The organism is Burkholderia sp. Bp9015, from assembly GCF_003853505.1.
GTDB lineage: Bacteria > Pseudomonadota > Gammaproteobacteria > Burkholderiales > Burkholderiaceae > Burkholderia.
Window position 1 is genome coordinate 1 of record NZ_QTPZ01000023.1, and the last position, 14,568, is coordinate 14,568.

Here is a 14,568-nt window from a genome sequence, read left to right on the forward strand (position 1 = left end):
TGGCGTCCCCTAGGGGATTCGAACCCCTGTACTCACCGTGAAAGGGTGATGTCCTAGGCCTCTAGACGAAGGGGACATGATCTTTTCAGATCTGTCTGACTTTCGCTATTCACTCATCATCAACAGCGAAGGCCGAAATTCTAACTGCTTTAAATCATTTTGTGAAGCATTTATTACTTACTACCGCTGCTTCGCAAATCAATTCGTTCTGCTCTGATGGTGGAGGTAAGCGGGATCGAACCGCTGACCTCTTGCATGCCATGCAAGCGCTCTCCCAGCTGAGCTATACCCCCTTGCAGAACAGAAATGAGATTATATGGACCGAATTTGAACTTGTAAATACCCTTTTTGCGATTCGAGCGAAATTTTTTGCGAAGCCGCCGTGACACCCTGCGCGAGCGGCTTCGCATCCGCTCAAACCTCAGGCCAGCGCGGCCTCGATACGCGACACCACGACGTCACGACCGAACAGCACGAGCACCGCGTCGATCGACGGCGTATGCGTCGTGCCCGCCACCAGCAGGCGCACCGGCATCGCGAGCTGCGGCATCTTCAGCTTGTGCGCGCCGAGCGTCGCCTTCAGCGCGGCGGACACCGCTTCCTTCGTCCAGTCGGCCGCCTTCAGCGCGGCGACGAGATCGGCCAGTGCCGGGCGCACCGCATCGGTCACGTGCTGCGCGAGCGCATCGGCATCCGGCGCCGGCACGCGGTAGAACATCGCGGCGCCTTCGGCGATCTCCTTGACCGTCGTCGCGCGGTCCTTCATCAGGCCGACCACCGCATCGAGCGCGGGGCCCGTCGCGATCGCCGCGTCGTCGATCCCGAGCGCGTCGAGGAACGGCTTCGCCAGCGCGGCGAGGCGCGCGTTGTCCGCTTCCTTGATGTAATGGGCGTTCAGCCAGCTCAGCTTGCTGTGGTCGTACTGCGCGGGCGACTTGCCGAGATGCTCGAGGTCGAACCATTCGACGAACTGCTCGCGCGAGAAGATCTCCGCGTCGCCGTGCGACCAGCCGAGGCGCGCCAGGTAGTTGACGACGGCCTCCGGCAGGAAGCCGGCGTCGCGGTACGCCATCACGCTCATCGCACCATGCCGCTTGCTCATCTTCTCGCCCTGCTCGTTCAGCACGGTCGGCAGGTGCGCGTAGACGGGCGGCTCGCCGCCGAGCGCGCGCAGGATGTTGATCTGGCGCGGCGTGTTGTTCACGTGGTCGTCGCCACGGATCACGTGCGTGATGTTCATGTCCATGTCGTCCACGACCACGCAGAAGTTGTAGATCGGCGTGCCGTCCGGACGCGCGATCACGAGGTCGTCGAGCTCCTCGTTCGAGATCTCGACCCGGCCCTTCACCGCGTCGTCCCACACGACCGTGCCGGTCAGCGGGTTGCGGAACCGCAGCACCGGCTTCACGCCGGCCGGCGGCTCGGGCAGCACCTTGCCCGGCTCCGGACGCCACGTGCCGTCGTAGCGCGGCTTGAGGCCGGCCTCGCGCTGGCGTTCGCGCAGCGCGTCGAGCTCCTCGGCCGACATGTAGCACGGGTACGCGAGGCCCTGCTCGAGCATCTGCGCGAGCACCGCGCGGTAGCGGTCCATCCGCTGCATCTGGTAGATCGGGCCTTCGTCGAAATCCAGGCCGAGCCACTGCATCCCCTCGAGGATCGCGTCGACGGCTTCCTGCGACGAACGCTCGACGTCGGTATCCTCGATACGCAGCACGAACGTGCCTTTCATCTTGCGCGCGAACGCCCACGGATAGAGCGCGGAGCGGATGTTGCCGAGGTGGATGAAGCCGGTGGGACTCGGCGCGAAGCGGGTACGGACAGGACGGGTCATAAACGGTAACTCGAACGCCTGGGGCGCATGAATGATTCGACGCGGGATCGACGGCGACAGCCCGGACAGCACTGGGGCCGGCCGCGCCCGGAACGGGAAAGAAGCCGGAATTATACTCGCGCCGCCCTTCGCGCCAAGCGCGCCGCTTGCTTTATGATGTGCGCGCCGCGGCCGCCAGCCGGCGCCGCGCCGGCCGCGCGGTTTGTGCCGCGCGGCCGCTCGGAACCTATCGCCGCCGCGGGCCGCACGGCCCGCCGCCAAGCCGCCGGAGAACCATTCGATGTCGTCCCCTCGCCTGTCGCGCCGTCACTTCACGATCGCTTGCGCATCCGCCAGCCTCGCCGCCTGCACGTCGTTCGGCGACAAGTCCCGCCCCGACAACGCCGCGAATCCCGCGCAGTCGCGCGAGAAACCCGTGAAGATCGGCATCGCGCTCGGCGGCGGCGCCGCCCGCGGCTTTTCGCACATCGGCGTGCTGAAGGCGCTCGAGGCGCGCGGCATCCCGGTCGAGATCGTCGCGGGCACGAGCGCGGGCTCGGTGGTCGGGGCGCTCTATGCCGCCGGGATGAGCGGGCTGCAGATCAACAAGATCGCACTCGACATGGATCAGGCGGCGATCAGCGACTGGGCGCTGCCGTTCCGCTCGCGCGGGCTGCTGCAGGGCGTGGCGCTGCAGAACTTCCTGAACAAGACGCTCAACAACCGGCCGATCGAAAAGATGGCGAAGCCGCTCGGCATCGTCGCGACGGACCTGCAGAACGGCCAGCCGATCCTGTTCCAGCAGGGCAATACGGGGCTCGCGGTGCGCGCGTCGTGCAGCGTGCCGTCGGTGTTCGAGCCCGTGAAGATCGGCAACCGCGAATATGTCGACGGCGGCCTCGTGAGCCCGGTGCCCGCGTCGTTCGCGCGCAAGATGGGCGCGAGCTTCGTGATCGCGGTCGACATCTCGTCGCGGCCGGACGGCGCGGCGACCAACAACCCGATCGAGATGCTGCTGCAGACCTTCACGATCATGGGCCAGACGATCAAGACCTACGAGCTCGACAAATACGCGGATGTCGTGATCCGCCCGAACCTCGCAGCGATGGGCGGCAGCGACTTCAACCAGCGCAACGCGGCGATCCTCGCGGGCGAGGAAGCCGTCGCGCGCGTCATGCCCGAGCTGCAGCGCAAGCTCGCGGCGGCCCGCGGCGTCGCGGCGGCATAAGCGGCGCATCGCGGCGCGCGGCGCACGACAGCGAGCGCGCCACCGACGATGGCACCGCCACCAGCCGCTTGCGCACGCCCCAAAACAAAAAACCCTGCCGCCTTCCAGTGACAGGGTTTTTTGGATCCGGCGGTTCGCCGGCGAGCGTCGGTCAGTTGCTGCCGTTCGCCGCGTCGTCGCCGATCGTGGCACGCACGCGCTGGCGCAGGTCGTCGGCCTTCATCGGGAACTCCGACTCGAGCCGGCGCGCACCGGTGAAACGCTTTTCCCAGTAGCCGCTATCGAGATCGTCGACGCGAATCGTGCTGCCCGTCGACGGCGAATGCACGAACTTGTTGTCGCCGATATAGATGCCGACGTGCGAGAACGTACGGCGCATCGTGTTGAAGAACACGAGGTCGCCCGGCTTCAGGTTGCTCATGCTGACCTTCTCGCCGACGCGGCTCATCTCTTCGGCGCGACGCGGCAGCGACATGCCGAGCGTGTCCTGGAACACGTAGCGCACGAACCCGCTGCAGTCGAGGCCGGAATCCGGCGAGTTGCCGCCCCAGCGGTAACGCACGCCGATCATGTTCAGCGCACCGACGACGACGTCGCCTGCCTTGCCCGCCATGCCGGCAAGAAACGACTTCGCGCCGCCGCTCGACGACTGGGCACTGGTCTGCTGGAGGGAGGAGCTCGACCCGATTTGAGTCGAATTCGTGACATTCTGGTTAAAACTGCTGACTTCGTCGGCGAACGCGCCGGGAGCTGCTGCGAACAGGGCGCCGATGAACAGCCCGGCGAGGGTACGCGCGCATGCCTGGGTCAGGGATCGATGCTGCATTGGTCGATGGAATGTGCTTAAAAATCAGCTGATTGGCGGAAAATTTCGGTCGATACTAGCCAGCGCGTAATCGTTTGTCAAAACAAATTAAAAAATACAATCGAGATAGTCAGACCATTGGACGCCTATCACGCTTTCCAGACCGCTTTCAACAGCTTTTGTGTGTAAGGATGTGACGGTTTCGTGAAGATATCGGCCACGTCGCCGGACTCGACGATCGCCCCGTCCTGCATCACCGCGACCCGGTGCGCCATCGCGCCGATCACCTCCAGGTCGTGGCTGATGAATACATAGCCGAGGTTGTATTTCTGTTGCAAATTCGCGAGCAGCTTCAGCACCTGCTGCTGGATCGACACGTCGAGCGCGGACGTCGGTTCGTCGAGGATCAGGATGCGCGGCTCCAGCACGAGCGCACGCGCGATCGCGATCCGCTGGCGCTGCCCGCCCGAGAATTCGTGCGGATAGCGATGCAGCACCGTGCGGTCGAGGCCGACTTCGCGCAGCACGGCCAGCGACTTCGCGCGCCGCGCGTCCGGTGTGAGTTCCGGGCGATGCAGTTCGAGCCCCTCGCCGACGATCCGCTCGATCGTGTGACGCGGCGACAGTGAACTGAAGGGATCCTGAAAGACGACCTGCATGTTCGAGCGCAGCGCGGTCTGTTCGCGGCCGCGATAGGTCGAGAGCGCACGCCCCTGGAATTCGATCTCGCCGTGGGCCGTCCTTTGCAGCCCGAGCAGCGCCATCGCGAGGGTCGACTTCCCGGAGCCGGATTCGCCGACGATCCCGAGCGTCTCGCCCTGCCGCACCGACACGGACACGTCCGCGACCGCCGTCACGGGCGTCGTGCCGAACCAGCCTGCGAAGCCCGGCCGCTTGCGCGCGAACTGCACGCTGACGTGGCGCGCATCGAGCACGACGGGCGCGATCGGCATCACCGGCGCGACCGCGCGCTGCGGCCGGCTGTTCAGCAGCCGCTGCGTATACGGATGCTCCGGCTCCGCGAAGATCCGCTCGACCGGCCCGCTTTCGACCAGCTTGCCGCGCTCCATCACCGCGACCCGCTCGGCGAAGTGCCGTACGAGGTTCAGGTCGTGCGTGATCAGCAGGATCGCCATCCCGCGCTTTTCCGCCTCCTCGCGCTGCAGCTCGAGCAGCAGGTCGACGATCTGCGCGCGGATCGTCACGTCGAGCGCCGTGGTCGGTTCGTCCGCGAGCAGGAGGCGCGGCCGGCAGGCGAGCGCCATCGCGATCATCGCGCGCTGCCGCTGGCCGCCCGACAACTGGTGCGGGTAACTGTCGACGCGCCGCTCCGGCTCCGCGATGCCGGTACGCGCAAGCAGCGCGATCGCGCGCTTGCGCGCCTCCACCGCCGTCACGCCGTCGTGCAGCACGATCGTCTCGCCGATCTGCGTGCCGATCGTGTACAGCGGGTTGAGCGCCGTCATCGGCTCCTGGAAGATCATCGCGATGTCCGAGCCGCGCAGCCCGCGCATCTCGCGTTCGCTCTTGCCGGCGAGGTCATGCCCGGCGAAGCGGATCGTGCCGCTCACGTCGGCGTCGCGCAGCAGCCGCAGGATCGACAGCGCGGTCACGCTCTTGCCCGATCCCGACTCCCCGACGAGCGCGACGCGCTCGCCGCGGCCGATCGCGAGCGTCACGTCGTCGACGGCCACCGTGTCGCCGAAGCGCACCTGCAGATGTTCGAGCGACAGCAGCGGCTCGCCCGCGTTCGATACGACCGTGCTGCTCATCGCTGGCCTCCTGCCGCGCGCACCGAGTCGGCGATCCGCGTGTCGAGCGCGTTGCGCAGCGCGTCGCCCATGAAGGTCAGCAGCAGCAGCGTCGCGACCAGCACGCCGAACGTCGACAGCGAGATCCACCATGCGTCGAGGTTGCCCTTGCCCTGCGCGAGCAGCTCGCCGAGGCTCGGCGTCGGCGGCGGCACGCCGAGCCCGAGGAAGTCGAGGCTCGTGAGCGCGAGGATCGCGCCGCTCATCCGGAACGGCAGGAACGTGATCACGGGCGTCATGCTGTTCGGCAGCACGTGGCGCCAGATGATCTGCCAGTTCGTGAGCCCCATCGCGCGGGCCGCGCGCACGTAGTCCTGCGTGCGGTTGCGCAGGAATTCGGCACGCACGTAGTCGGCCAGGCCGATCCAGCCGAACAGCGACAGCAGCACGATCAGCAGCAGGAAGCTCGGCTCGAAGATCGACGCGAAGATGATCAGCAGGTACAGCTCGGGCAGCGAACTCCAGATCTCGATCAGCCGCTGCCCGACGATGTCGATGCGCCCGCCGAAGAAGCCCTGCACGGCGCCCGCGGCGATCCCGAGCAGCGTGCCGATCGCGGTCAGGACCAGCCCGAACTCGACCGACACGCGGAACCCGTACACGAGCCGCGCGAGCAGGTCGCGCCCCTGCGCGTCGGTGCCGAGCCAGTTCGCACGCGACGGCGGCGCCGGGTTCGGCACGCTCGAGAAATAGTTCAGCGTGTCGTAGTAATAGCGGTTCGGCGGATACACGACGAAGTTGCCCGGCGCCTCGAGCCGCTTGCGGACGTACGGATCGAGATAGTCGGCCGGCGTCGGGAAGTCGCCGCCGAAGGTCGTCTCCGGATACGCATGGAACATCGGGAAATAGGTCTGGCCGTCGTAGCGCACGACGAGCGGCTTGTCGTTCGACCACAGCGGCGCCGCGAGGCTCGCGGCGAACGCGACGACGAAGATCACGAAGCTCCAGTAGCCGAGGCGCTGCTGGCGAAAGCGCTGCCAGACGCGGCGCGCGGGCGACGGCGACACGCGCGCACGGGCCGCGTCGATGCGGGACGACACGACGGCCCGGTTCATCGCGCACCTCGCCCGGCGAGCGCGGGCAGGCGGACAGGCGCGCCGGCGAGCGGCGTGCTGGCGGACGGTTTCATGTCAGCGCTCCAGGTTGTCGAATTGAATGCGCGGGTCGACCCACACATAGCAGAGGTCCGAGATCAGCTTGGTCGCGAGCCCGATCAGCGTGAACAGGTACAGCGTGCCGAGCACGACCGGATAGTCGCGCCGCACGACCGACTCGTACGACAAGAGCCCGAGGCCGTCGAGCGAGAACAGCGTCTCGATCAGCAGGCTGCCCGTGAAGAACGCGCCGATGAACGCGGCCGGAAACCCGACGATCAGCGGCAGCATCGCGTTGCGGAACACGTGCTTCCACAGCACGGTGCGCTCGGCGAGCCCTTTCGCGCGCGCGGTCAGCACGTATTGCTTGCGGATTTCGTCGAGGAACGCGTTCTTCGTGAGCATCGTGATGACCGCGAAGCTGCCGACGACCGACGCCGTGATCGGCAGCGCGATGTGCCACAGATAATCGAGCACCTTGCCGGCGAGCGACAGCTGGGAAAAGTTGTCCGACGTGAGCCCGCGCAGCGGGAACAGCTGCCAGAACGAGCCGCCGCCGAACAGCACGAGCAGCAGCACGCCGAGCACGAAGCCCGGAATCGCATAGCCGACCAGCACGACGAGGCTCGTCGCGACATCGAACGGCGAGCCGTTGCGCACGGCCTTCGCGATGCCGAGCGGCACGGAGATCAGGTAGGTGACGAAGAACGTCCACAGCCCGATGCTGATCGACACCGGCAGCTTCTGCACGACCAGCGACCACACGCTCTGGTGGCGGAAGTAGCTGTCGCCGAGATCGAAGCGCGCGAAACGCTTCAGCATCAGCCAGTAACGCTCGAGCGGCGGCTTGTCGAAGCCGTACAGCGCCTTGAGCTGTGCGAGCTGCTGTGCGTCGACGCCGGTGTGCGCGCGCATTCCGAACGGCGCCGCGCCCTGCTCCGTCGCGCCCTTGCGCAGTTCCTGCACGGCCTGTTCGACCGGGCCGCCCGGCACGAACTGGATCACCGCGAACGTGAGCGTGAGCACGCCGACGAGCGTCGGGATCATCAGCAGCAGGCGTTTGAGGATGTAGCTCCACATAGGGCGTCGACTCGCGATCGATAGGCTGGGTTGAACGAAGGGCCGGCAGGCTTCAGTGATCGGGCTTGGCCCACCAGGTCGATACGACCCAGCCCTCGGCCGAATAGTACAGCGGCAGCGTTTGCGGATAGCCGAGCGTGCGCTTGTATGCGATCCGGTGCGTGGTGCTGTACCACTGCGGAACGGCGTAATAGCCGTGCATCAGCACGCGGTCGAGCGCATGCGTCGCGTCGAGCAGGTCCTCGCGCGTCTGCGCGGCGCCGAGCGCATGCAGCAGCGCGTCGACGGCCGGCGACTTCAGGCCGATGATGTTGTCGGAGCCCGGCTCGTCCGCGAACTTGCTGCCGTAACGCGAGAACTGCTCGGCGCCCGGTACCTGCACACCCGGCAGGCGAACCGTCGTCATGTCGTAGTCGAACGCGTCGAGGCGCTTCTGCAGCAGCGCGTAATCGGCCGTGCGAAAACGCGCGTCGATGCCGAGCTTCGCGAGATTGCGCTGGTAGGCTGTCACGACGCCTTCCATCGCCGCGCCCGAATCGTCGAGGATCTCGAACGTGAACGGCTCGCCCTGCGCGTTGCGCAACGCGCCGTCGCGGTAGGTCCAGCCGGCCTGCGCGAGCAGCGCGCGCGCCTTCAGCAGGTTCGCGCGCAGCGAGCCCGGCGGGTTCGTGTTCGGCTGCGTGACCATCGGGCCGAACACGGCCGGGTCGAGTTGCGTGCGCAACGGCTCCAGCAGCTTCAGTTCGCCCGGGCCCGGCGTACCGGTCGCCTGCAGGTCGGTATCGGCGAAATAGCTGTCGAGGCGCGTGTACGCGCTATAGAACAACTGGCGGTTCAGCCATTCGAAGTCGAACGCGAGATCGAGCGCCTGGCGCACGCGCACGTCGCGAAACAGCGGCCGGCGCAGGTTCATGAAGAAGCCCTGCATGCCCGCGCCGTTGTGCTGGCGGAACTCGCGCTTGACGAGCTCGCCGCTGTCGAAGCGCTTGCCGACGTCGCGCCGCGTCCAGTTGCGCGCGATGTATTCGACCAGCACGTCGTACTCGCCGGCCTTGAACGCCTCGAGCCGCGCGACGCCGTCGCCATAGAGCTTGTAGACGATCCGCTCGAAGTTGTCGGTGCCGACCCGCACCGGCAGGTCGGCGCCCCAGTACGCGGGATTGCGCCGATAGGTAATCGTGCGGCCGTTGTCGTAGCGCTCGATCAGGTACGGGCCGCTGCCGATCGGCTGCTCGAACGCGAGTTGGTCGAACGGAATCCGCGAACCGTCCGCGCGCAGCCCCCACTTGCGCGAGAACACCGGCACGCCGCCGGCGATCAGCGGCAGCTCGCGGTTCGTGCTGCGGAACTCGAAACGCACGGTCGCGGGATCGACCACCACCGCCTTCGCGATCTCGGCGAAATACGCGCCGAACTGCGGTGCGGCCTGCTTGCTCTTCAGCGTGTCGAACGAAAACCTGACGTCGTCGGCCGTGACCGGATCGCCGTTCGAAAAGCGCGCGCGCGGGTTCAGGTGAAACGTGACCGAGCGGCGGTCCGGCGCGATCGCGATGTCGTCGGCGAGCAGCCCGTAGGCGGATGCCGGTTCGTCCATGCTGCCGGTCGCGAGGCTCTCGAACAGCAGGTCGATGCCCGGTGCCGGGTTGCCGCGCATCGTGAACGGATTGAACTTGTCGAACGACGTGAGCCGGCTCGGGTTCGCGAGCACGAGCGTGCCGCCCTTCGGCGCGTCGGGGTTCACATAGTCGAAATGCCTGAAGCCCGGCGGATATTTCGGCTCGCCGTACTGCGCGATTGCATAGGCCGCGTGCGCGGCGCTTGCAGCCAGTACCGCCTGTAGCGTCCATACTGCCGCCGTGCGGCCGGCGGCCCGTGCCGCATGCGCGGCGCCGAAGCGGATGCGGGTGGCGGCGGTCCGGGGCGAACCCTTCGTCATAGAGGCCCTGTCGGTCGATTGAGGGATGGAACGTGGGTCGATTCTACCCATTCAATTCGACGTCGAGCCAACTTGCGGGTTTTCGCGCATGGCACCGGCACGTTGCGGCTGCCGCGTGCGACTCGCACAGGCAAAGAAAAACCGCCCGGTGTTCAGTTCACACGGGCGGTTTTCCTTCGAGGGCGCGCACGCATCGCGCGTGCGCCGCAGATCGATCAGCGCCAGCCGTTGTGACGGCCGTTGTCCCAGTGACCGCGATCGCCGTGCCAGCCGCGGCCATGATGGCGATACCACTCGTCGCGGCCCCAGTAGCGGCGGCCGTCCCAGTAGCGATCGCCGTGCCAGCCGATCACGATCGCCGGGGCCGGCGCGTAGACGGGCGCCGGCGCATACACGGGCGCCGGCTGGTAGACGACCGGCGGAGGCGGCGGCGCATACACGGGCGCGGGTGCGACGTAGACCGGAGCCGGCACGCCGACGTTGATCCCGACATTGACTCCCGCCATTGCTGCGCCCGACACGAGCAAGGCCGTCATACCGGTCAAGAGCGAGGCAATACGCAAAGTCTTCATGGATTCCTCTTCGAGTTGTTTCATGTGTGATTCGACTATAACGGCACGCACAGTCTCCGCATATTTCAAGTTTGTAAGAACTGATGCGCTGCATCGCACGTGGAGGCGTCCGCTAACGTCTTGTAACAATTGACGCGCTGCCGCGATGTCCGTTCCGCCGTTTCCTGAAACATCTTTCATCCTGGCCCGCGTCCGCGCCGAGCGACGCCACGCACACCGCGCGGCCACAATGACAAAGGCGGCACTCGCGTGCCGCCTTTGATGCATGAATGCGCATGGAGATCGTCCGCTGCGCCGCGATGCCGCTCAGCCGCTCTGGGCTCAGCGCGACATCATGTTCATGCTGACGTTGTGCATCACCCACAGCGTGCCGACGATCAGGATCGCCGCCGTCAGCACGGTGTAGCTGAACGCCATCACGTTCCAGCGTTGGCCGGACGAACCGTTCATGTGCAGGAAGTACACGAGGTGCACGACGATCTGCACGAATGCGAGCACGGCGAGCGCGATCAGCGATGCGTGCGGCGACAGCACGCCGCCCATCACGAGGCCGAACGACGCGGCCGTGAGCAGCACCGACAGGATGAAACCGGCGACATAGCCGCCGACGCTGCCGTGCCCTTCTTCGAGTTGCGACGAATGCGAATGGGCCATTTAGATCACGCTCGCGAGATAGACAAAGGAAAACACGCAGATCCACACGATGTCGAGGAAATGCCAGAAGAGGCTCAGGCACGTCAGACGCCGCAGGTCGCGATCGGTCAGGTCGCCGCCGCGCAGCACGACCTGCCCGGCGAGCACGATCATCCACACGAGGCCGGCCGTCACGTGCAGCCCGTGCGTGCCGACCAGCGTGAAGAACGCCGACAGGAACGCGCTGCGCTGCGGGCCCGCGCCTTCCGCGATCAGGTGCGAGAACTCGCGCAGCTCCATCGCGAGGAACGCCGCGCCGAGCACGAATGTCACCGCGAGCCACGCGAGCAGCGCGCCGCGCCGCTGCTTGTACGCGGCCAGCATCGCGAAGCCGTAGGTGATGCTCGACAGCAGCAGCGCGGCGGTTTCCACCGCGACGCCCGGAATGTCGAACAGGTCCTTCGCGGTCGGACCGCCCGCGTACTGGTTGCCGAGCACCGCGAACGTCGCGAACAGCGCCGCGAAGATCACGCAGTCGGTCATCAGGTACAACCAGAAGCCGAACACCGAGTGCGACGGCGGATGGTCGTCGTGCTCGAGCAGGGTTGCGCTCAGGGTTTTCTGCAACATCAGTTGGCCTCCAGTTCCACGTCGTCGACACGCGTGGCCACGCGCGCCGCCGGTTGCTTCTCTTCGATCCTGCGCACCTTCGACGCCGGGATGTAGTAGCCGTCGTTGTCACGCGAGCTGTAGACCACGAGCGTCGCGACGATGCCGACCAGGCCGCCGATCGCCATCCACCAGATGTGCCACACCAGCGCGAAGCCCAGCACCAGGCTGAAGACCGCGACCACGAGACCCGCGCACGTATTCGACGGCATGTGGATGTCGCGGATCGCCGCCGGGTTCGGCCGGCCGTCGCCGCGTGCCTTCATGTCGGCGTACGCGTCGAGCGTGCGCACCTGCGGGATCACCGCGAAGTTGTACTCGGCCGGCGGCGACGAGGTCGCCCATTCCAGCGTGCGGCCGCCCCACGGGTCGCCCGTGGTGTCGCGATATGCCGGCAGGTTGCGGTTGCGGATGCTGACCACCAGTTGCAGCAGCTGGCACGCGATGCCGATCGCGATCAGCACGGCGCCGAACGCGGCGACCAGCAGCCACGGATGCCACGCCGGATTGTCGTAGTGGTTCAGGCGCCGCGTCATGCCCATGAAGCCGAGCACGTAGAGCGGCACGAACGCGACGTAGAAGCCGACCTGCCAGAACCAGAACGCAGCCTTGCCGAGCTTCTCGTTCAGCTTGAAGCCGAACGCCTTCGGGAACCAGTAGTTGAAGCCCGCGAGATAGCCGAACAGCACGCCGCCGATGATCACGTTGTGGAAGTGCGCGATCAGGAACAGGCTGTTGTGCAGCACGAAGTCCGCGCCCGGGATCGCCATCATCACGCCGGTCATGCCGCCGAGCGTGAACGTGACCATGAAGCCGATCGTCCACAGCACCGGCGTCGTGAATTCGATCCGGCCGCGGTACATCGTAAACAGCCAGTTGAACACCTTCACGCCGGTCGGGATCGCGATGATCATCGTCATGATGCCGAAGAACGCGTTCACGTTCGCACCGGAGCCCATCGTGAAGAAGTGATGCAGCCACACGAGGAACGACAGCACCATGATCGCGCAGGTCGCATACACCATCGTCTTGTAGCCGAACAGCGGCTTCTTCGAGAACGTCGCGATGACTTCCGAGAAGATGCCGAACGCCGGCAGGATCAGGATGTACACCTCCGGATGGCCCCACGCCCAGATCAGGTTCAGGTACAGCATCGCGTTGCCGCCGGCTTCGTTCGTGAAGAAGTGCATGCCGAGGTAGCGGTCGAGGCCGAGCAGCGCGAGCGTCGCGGTCAGGATCGGGAACGACGCCATGATCAGCACGTTCGTGCAGAGGGCCGTCCACGTGAACACCGGCATCTTCATCAGCGTCATGCCCGGCGCGCGCATCTTGATGATCGTCACGAAGAAGTTCACGCCGGTCAGCAGCGTGCCGACACCCGAAATCTGCAGCGCCCACAGGTAATAGTCGACCCCTACCCCCGGGCTGAACTGCAGCTCCGACAGCGGCGGATACGCGAGCCAGCCGGTCTGCGCGAACTCGCCGATCACGAGCGAGATGTTGATCAGGATCGCGCTGACCGCCGTCATCCAGAACGAGAGCGAGTTGATGAACGGGAACGCGACGTCGCGCGCGCCGATCTGCAGCGGCACGACGAGGTTCATCAGGCCGACCATGAACACCATCGCCATGAAGAAGATCATGATCACGCCGTGTGCCGTGAAGATCTGGTCATAGTGGTGCGGCGGCAAGTAGCCGGGCGCGTTGTACGCGAGCGCAAGCTGCATGCGCATCATGATCGCGTCGGCGAAGCCGCGCAGCAGCATGATCAGCGCGACGATGATGTACATCACGCCGAGTTTCTTGTGGTCGACCGTCGTCAGCCATTCCGTCCACAGCCACTTCCAGCGGCCGGTGATCGTCAGTGCGGCGAGAATGCCCAGCACGACCAGCCCCATGAAGGCGCCTGCCACCATGATGATGGGCTGATCGAACGGGATCGCCGCCAGTGTGAGTTTGCCGAACATGCGTTACCCCTTCGTGCCGCAGGCGGCGTCCTTCAGATCGAGGACGTGGCCATCGTTGTATTTCGCGATGATGTTGTGGAAGAGCCGCGGATCGACCGACGAGAAGTAGCGCACGGGCGCCTTCTCGCTCGGCTGCGCGACGGTGCCGTACACGGTCGCATCGAGCCGGTCGGGCGAGGCCTTGACCTTCTGCACCCACGCGTCGAACTGTTCGCGCGGCTCGGCGAGCGTGCGGAACTTCATGTCGGAGAAGCCGCGGCCGCTGAAGTTGGCGGACGTGCCCGCGTAGTCGCCGGCTTCATCGGCGATCAGGTGCAGGCGCGTCTGCATGCCGGCCATCGCATAGACCTGGCCGCCGAGCTGCGGAATGAAGAACGAGTTCATCACCGAATCCGACGTGATGCGGAAATTCACCGGCGTGCCGACCGGAATCGCGAGCTGGTTCACCGACGCGATGCCGAGTTCCGGATAGATGAACAGCCACTTCCAGTCGAGCGCGACGACCTCGACGTCGATCGGCTTCACCGACGACTCGAGCGGCTTGTACGGATCGAGCTCGTGCGTGGTTTTCCACGTGAGCACGCCGAGGAACAGGATGATCAGCGTCGGCACCGTCCAGATCACGACCTCGATCGCGGTCGAGTGCGACCAGTTCGGCGCATAGGCGGCGTTGCGGTTCGATGCGCGGTAACGCCACGCGAACCACAGCGTGAGCAGGATCACCGGCACGACGACGATCAGCATCGCCCATGTCGAGGTCGCGATCAGCGCCTTTTCGGCGGCCCCGACGCTTCCTTTCGGATTTAGTACATCTAAATTACAGCCTGACAGGCTCAGCGCCGCGCCGATCGATATCAGCGCCGTCCAGCCTTTTGAAGCTCTTCTTTTCATCACACAGCCCGAGGGTCATTGAATCCGTTGCGTTTGCCCGATGCGCATTCGATCCACGAAAGTGGCCGAATC

Annotated in this window: 12 protein-coding genes and 2 tRNA genes; 1 reads left to right on the forward strand and 13 read right to left on the reverse strand. The window is 65.8% G+C overall.

Features of this window, described 5'->3' with window-relative positions; genetic code table 11:
- From DIE12_RS23200 to gltX, 3 genes are all read right to left on the reverse strand, one after another.
- Positions 1-76 (reverse strand) — tRNA-Glu (locus DIE12_RS23200).
- Positions 77-217: 141 nt separating this feature from the next.
- Positions 218-293 (reverse strand) — tRNA-Ala (locus DIE12_RS23205).
- Between the two features lie 128 nt (positions 294-421).
- On the reverse strand, positions 422-1,831 hold the full coding sequence (gene gltX, locus DIE12_RS23210) for a glutamate--tRNA ligase (RefSeq protein ID WP_124488272.1): 1,410 nt from the start codon (positions 1,829-1,831) through the stop codon (positions 422-424).
- A 280-nt stretch (positions 1,832-2,111) separates the two neighbouring features.
- Between gltX and DIE12_RS23215 the strand changes: the two genes are divergently transcribed.
- Entirely contained in the window at positions 2,112-3,038 is a 927-nt protein-coding gene (locus DIE12_RS23215) for a patatin-like phospholipase family protein (RefSeq protein WP_044847962.1), read from the forward strand.
- 151 nt (positions 3,039-3,189) lie between these two features.
- On the opposite strand, the gene DIE12_RS23220 is transcribed toward DIE12_RS23215, so the two are convergent.
- From DIE12_RS23220 to cyoA, 10 genes are all read right to left on the reverse strand, one after another.
- Positions 3,190-3,864 (reverse strand): C40 family peptidase, encoded by a 675-nt coding sequence (locus DIE12_RS23220; RefSeq protein WP_124522107.1) that lies wholly within the window; start codon positions 3,862-3,864, stop codon positions 3,190-3,192.
- A gap of 128 nt (positions 3,865-3,992) precedes the next feature.
- Positions 3,993-5,615 (reverse strand): ABC transporter ATP-binding protein, encoded by a 1,623-nt coding sequence (locus tag DIE12_RS23225; protein WP_124488273.1) that lies wholly within the window; start codon positions 5,613-5,615, stop codon positions 3,993-3,995.
- Positions 5,612-6,709: an ABC transporter permease gene (locus DIE12_RS23230; protein WP_124488274.1), complete on the reverse strand. Its 1,098-nt coding sequence runs from the start codon at positions 6,707-6,709 to the stop codon at positions 5,612-5,614. Before DIE12_RS23230 ends, DIE12_RS23225 begins: the two co-directional genes overlap by 4 nt.
- Before the next feature lie 75 nt (positions 6,710-6,784).
- Positions 6,785-7,828 (reverse strand): microcin C ABC transporter permease YejB, encoded by a 1,044-nt coding sequence (locus tag DIE12_RS23235; RefSeq protein ID WP_124488275.1) that lies wholly within the window; start codon positions 7,826-7,828, stop codon positions 6,785-6,787.
- Between the two features lie 52 nt (positions 7,829-7,880).
- Positions 7,881-9,764 (reverse strand): extracellular solute-binding protein, encoded by a 1,884-nt coding sequence (locus tag DIE12_RS23240; protein WP_124522109.1) that lies wholly within the window; start codon positions 9,762-9,764, stop codon positions 7,881-7,883.
- Positions 9,765-9,979: 215 nt separating this feature from the next.
- Positions 9,980-10,336, reverse strand: coding sequence for a hypothetical protein (locus DIE12_RS23245; protein WP_044848002.1), 357 nt, complete (start codon positions 10,334-10,336; stop codon positions 9,980-9,982).
- Positions 10,337-10,657: 321 nt separating this feature from the next.
- Positions 10,658-10,990 carry a cytochrome o ubiquinol oxidase subunit IV gene (gene cyoD / locus DIE12_RS23250; protein WP_011352504.1) on the reverse strand — a complete coding sequence of 111 codons (333 nt, stop codon included), beginning with the start codon at positions 10,988-10,990 and terminating at the stop codon, positions 10,658-10,660.
- Positions 10,991-11,599 (reverse strand): cytochrome o ubiquinol oxidase subunit III, encoded by a 609-nt coding sequence (gene cyoC / locus DIE12_RS23255; RefSeq protein WP_124488277.1) that lies wholly within the window; start codon positions 11,597-11,599, stop codon positions 10,991-10,993. It abuts the gene before it with no gap.
- The gene (cyoB, locus tag DIE12_RS23260) at positions 11,599-13,605 is read right to left on the reverse strand and encodes a cytochrome o ubiquinol oxidase subunit I (protein WP_044847969.1); all 2,007 of its coding nucleotides are present in this window, start codon (positions 13,603-13,605) and stop codon (positions 11,599-11,601) included. Before cyoB ends, cyoC begins: the two co-directional genes overlap by 1 nt.
- 3 nt (positions 13,606-13,608) lie before the next feature.
- Entirely contained in the window at positions 13,609-14,496 is an 888-nt protein-coding gene (cyoA, locus tag DIE12_RS23265; RefSeq protein ID WP_044847970.1) for a ubiquinol oxidase subunit II, read from the reverse strand.
- Positions 14,497-14,568: the final 72 nt, after the last annotated feature.

What these genes read in the sequence shown, in the direction of transcription:
- gltX (WP_124488272.1), bottom strand. Translation starts at nt 1,831, where the DNA reads ATGACCCGTCCTGTCCGTACCCGCTTCGCGCCGAGTCCCACCGGCTTC.
- DIE12_RS23215 (WP_044847962.1), top strand. Translation starts at nt 2,112, where the DNA reads ATGTCGTCCCCTCGCCTGTCGCGCCGTCACTTCACGATCGCTTGCGCA.
- DIE12_RS23220 (WP_124522107.1), bottom strand. Translation starts at nt 3,864, where the DNA reads ATGCAGCATCGATCCCTGACCCAGGCATGCGCGCGTACCCTCGCCGGG.
- DIE12_RS23225 (WP_124488273.1), bottom strand. Translation starts at nt 5,615, where the DNA reads ATGAGCAGCACGGTCGTATCGAACGCGGGCGAGCCGCTGCTGTCGCTC.
- DIE12_RS23230 (WP_124488274.1), bottom strand. Translation starts at nt 6,709, where the DNA reads ATGAACCGGGCCGTCGTGTCGTCCCGCATCGACGCGGCCCGTGCGCGC.
- DIE12_RS23235 (WP_124488275.1), bottom strand. Translation starts at nt 7,828, where the DNA reads ATGTGGAGCTACATCCTCAAACGCCTGCTGCTGATGATCCCGACGCTC.
- DIE12_RS23240 (WP_124522109.1), bottom strand. Translation starts at nt 9,764, where the DNA reads ATGACGAAGGGTTCGCCCCGGACCGCCGCCACCCGCATCCGCTTCGGC.
- DIE12_RS23245 (WP_044848002.1), bottom strand. Translation starts at nt 10,336, where the DNA reads ATGAAGACTTTGCGTATTGCCTCGCTCTTGACCGGTATGACGGCCTTG.
- cyoD (WP_011352504.1), bottom strand. Translation starts at nt 10,990, where the DNA reads ATGGCCCATTCGCATTCGTCGCAACTCGAAGAAGGGCACGGCAGCGTC.
- cyoC (WP_124488277.1), bottom strand. Translation starts at nt 11,599, where the DNA reads ATGTTGCAGAAAACCCTGAGCGCAACCCTGCTCGAGCACGACGACCAT.
- cyoB (WP_044847969.1), bottom strand. Translation starts at nt 13,605, where the DNA reads ATGTTCGGCAAACTCACACTGGCGGCGATCCCGTTCGATCAGCCCATC.
- cyoA (WP_044847970.1), bottom strand. Translation starts at nt 14,496, where the DNA reads ATGAAAAGAAGAGCTTCAAAAGGCTGGACGGCGCTGATATCGATCGGC.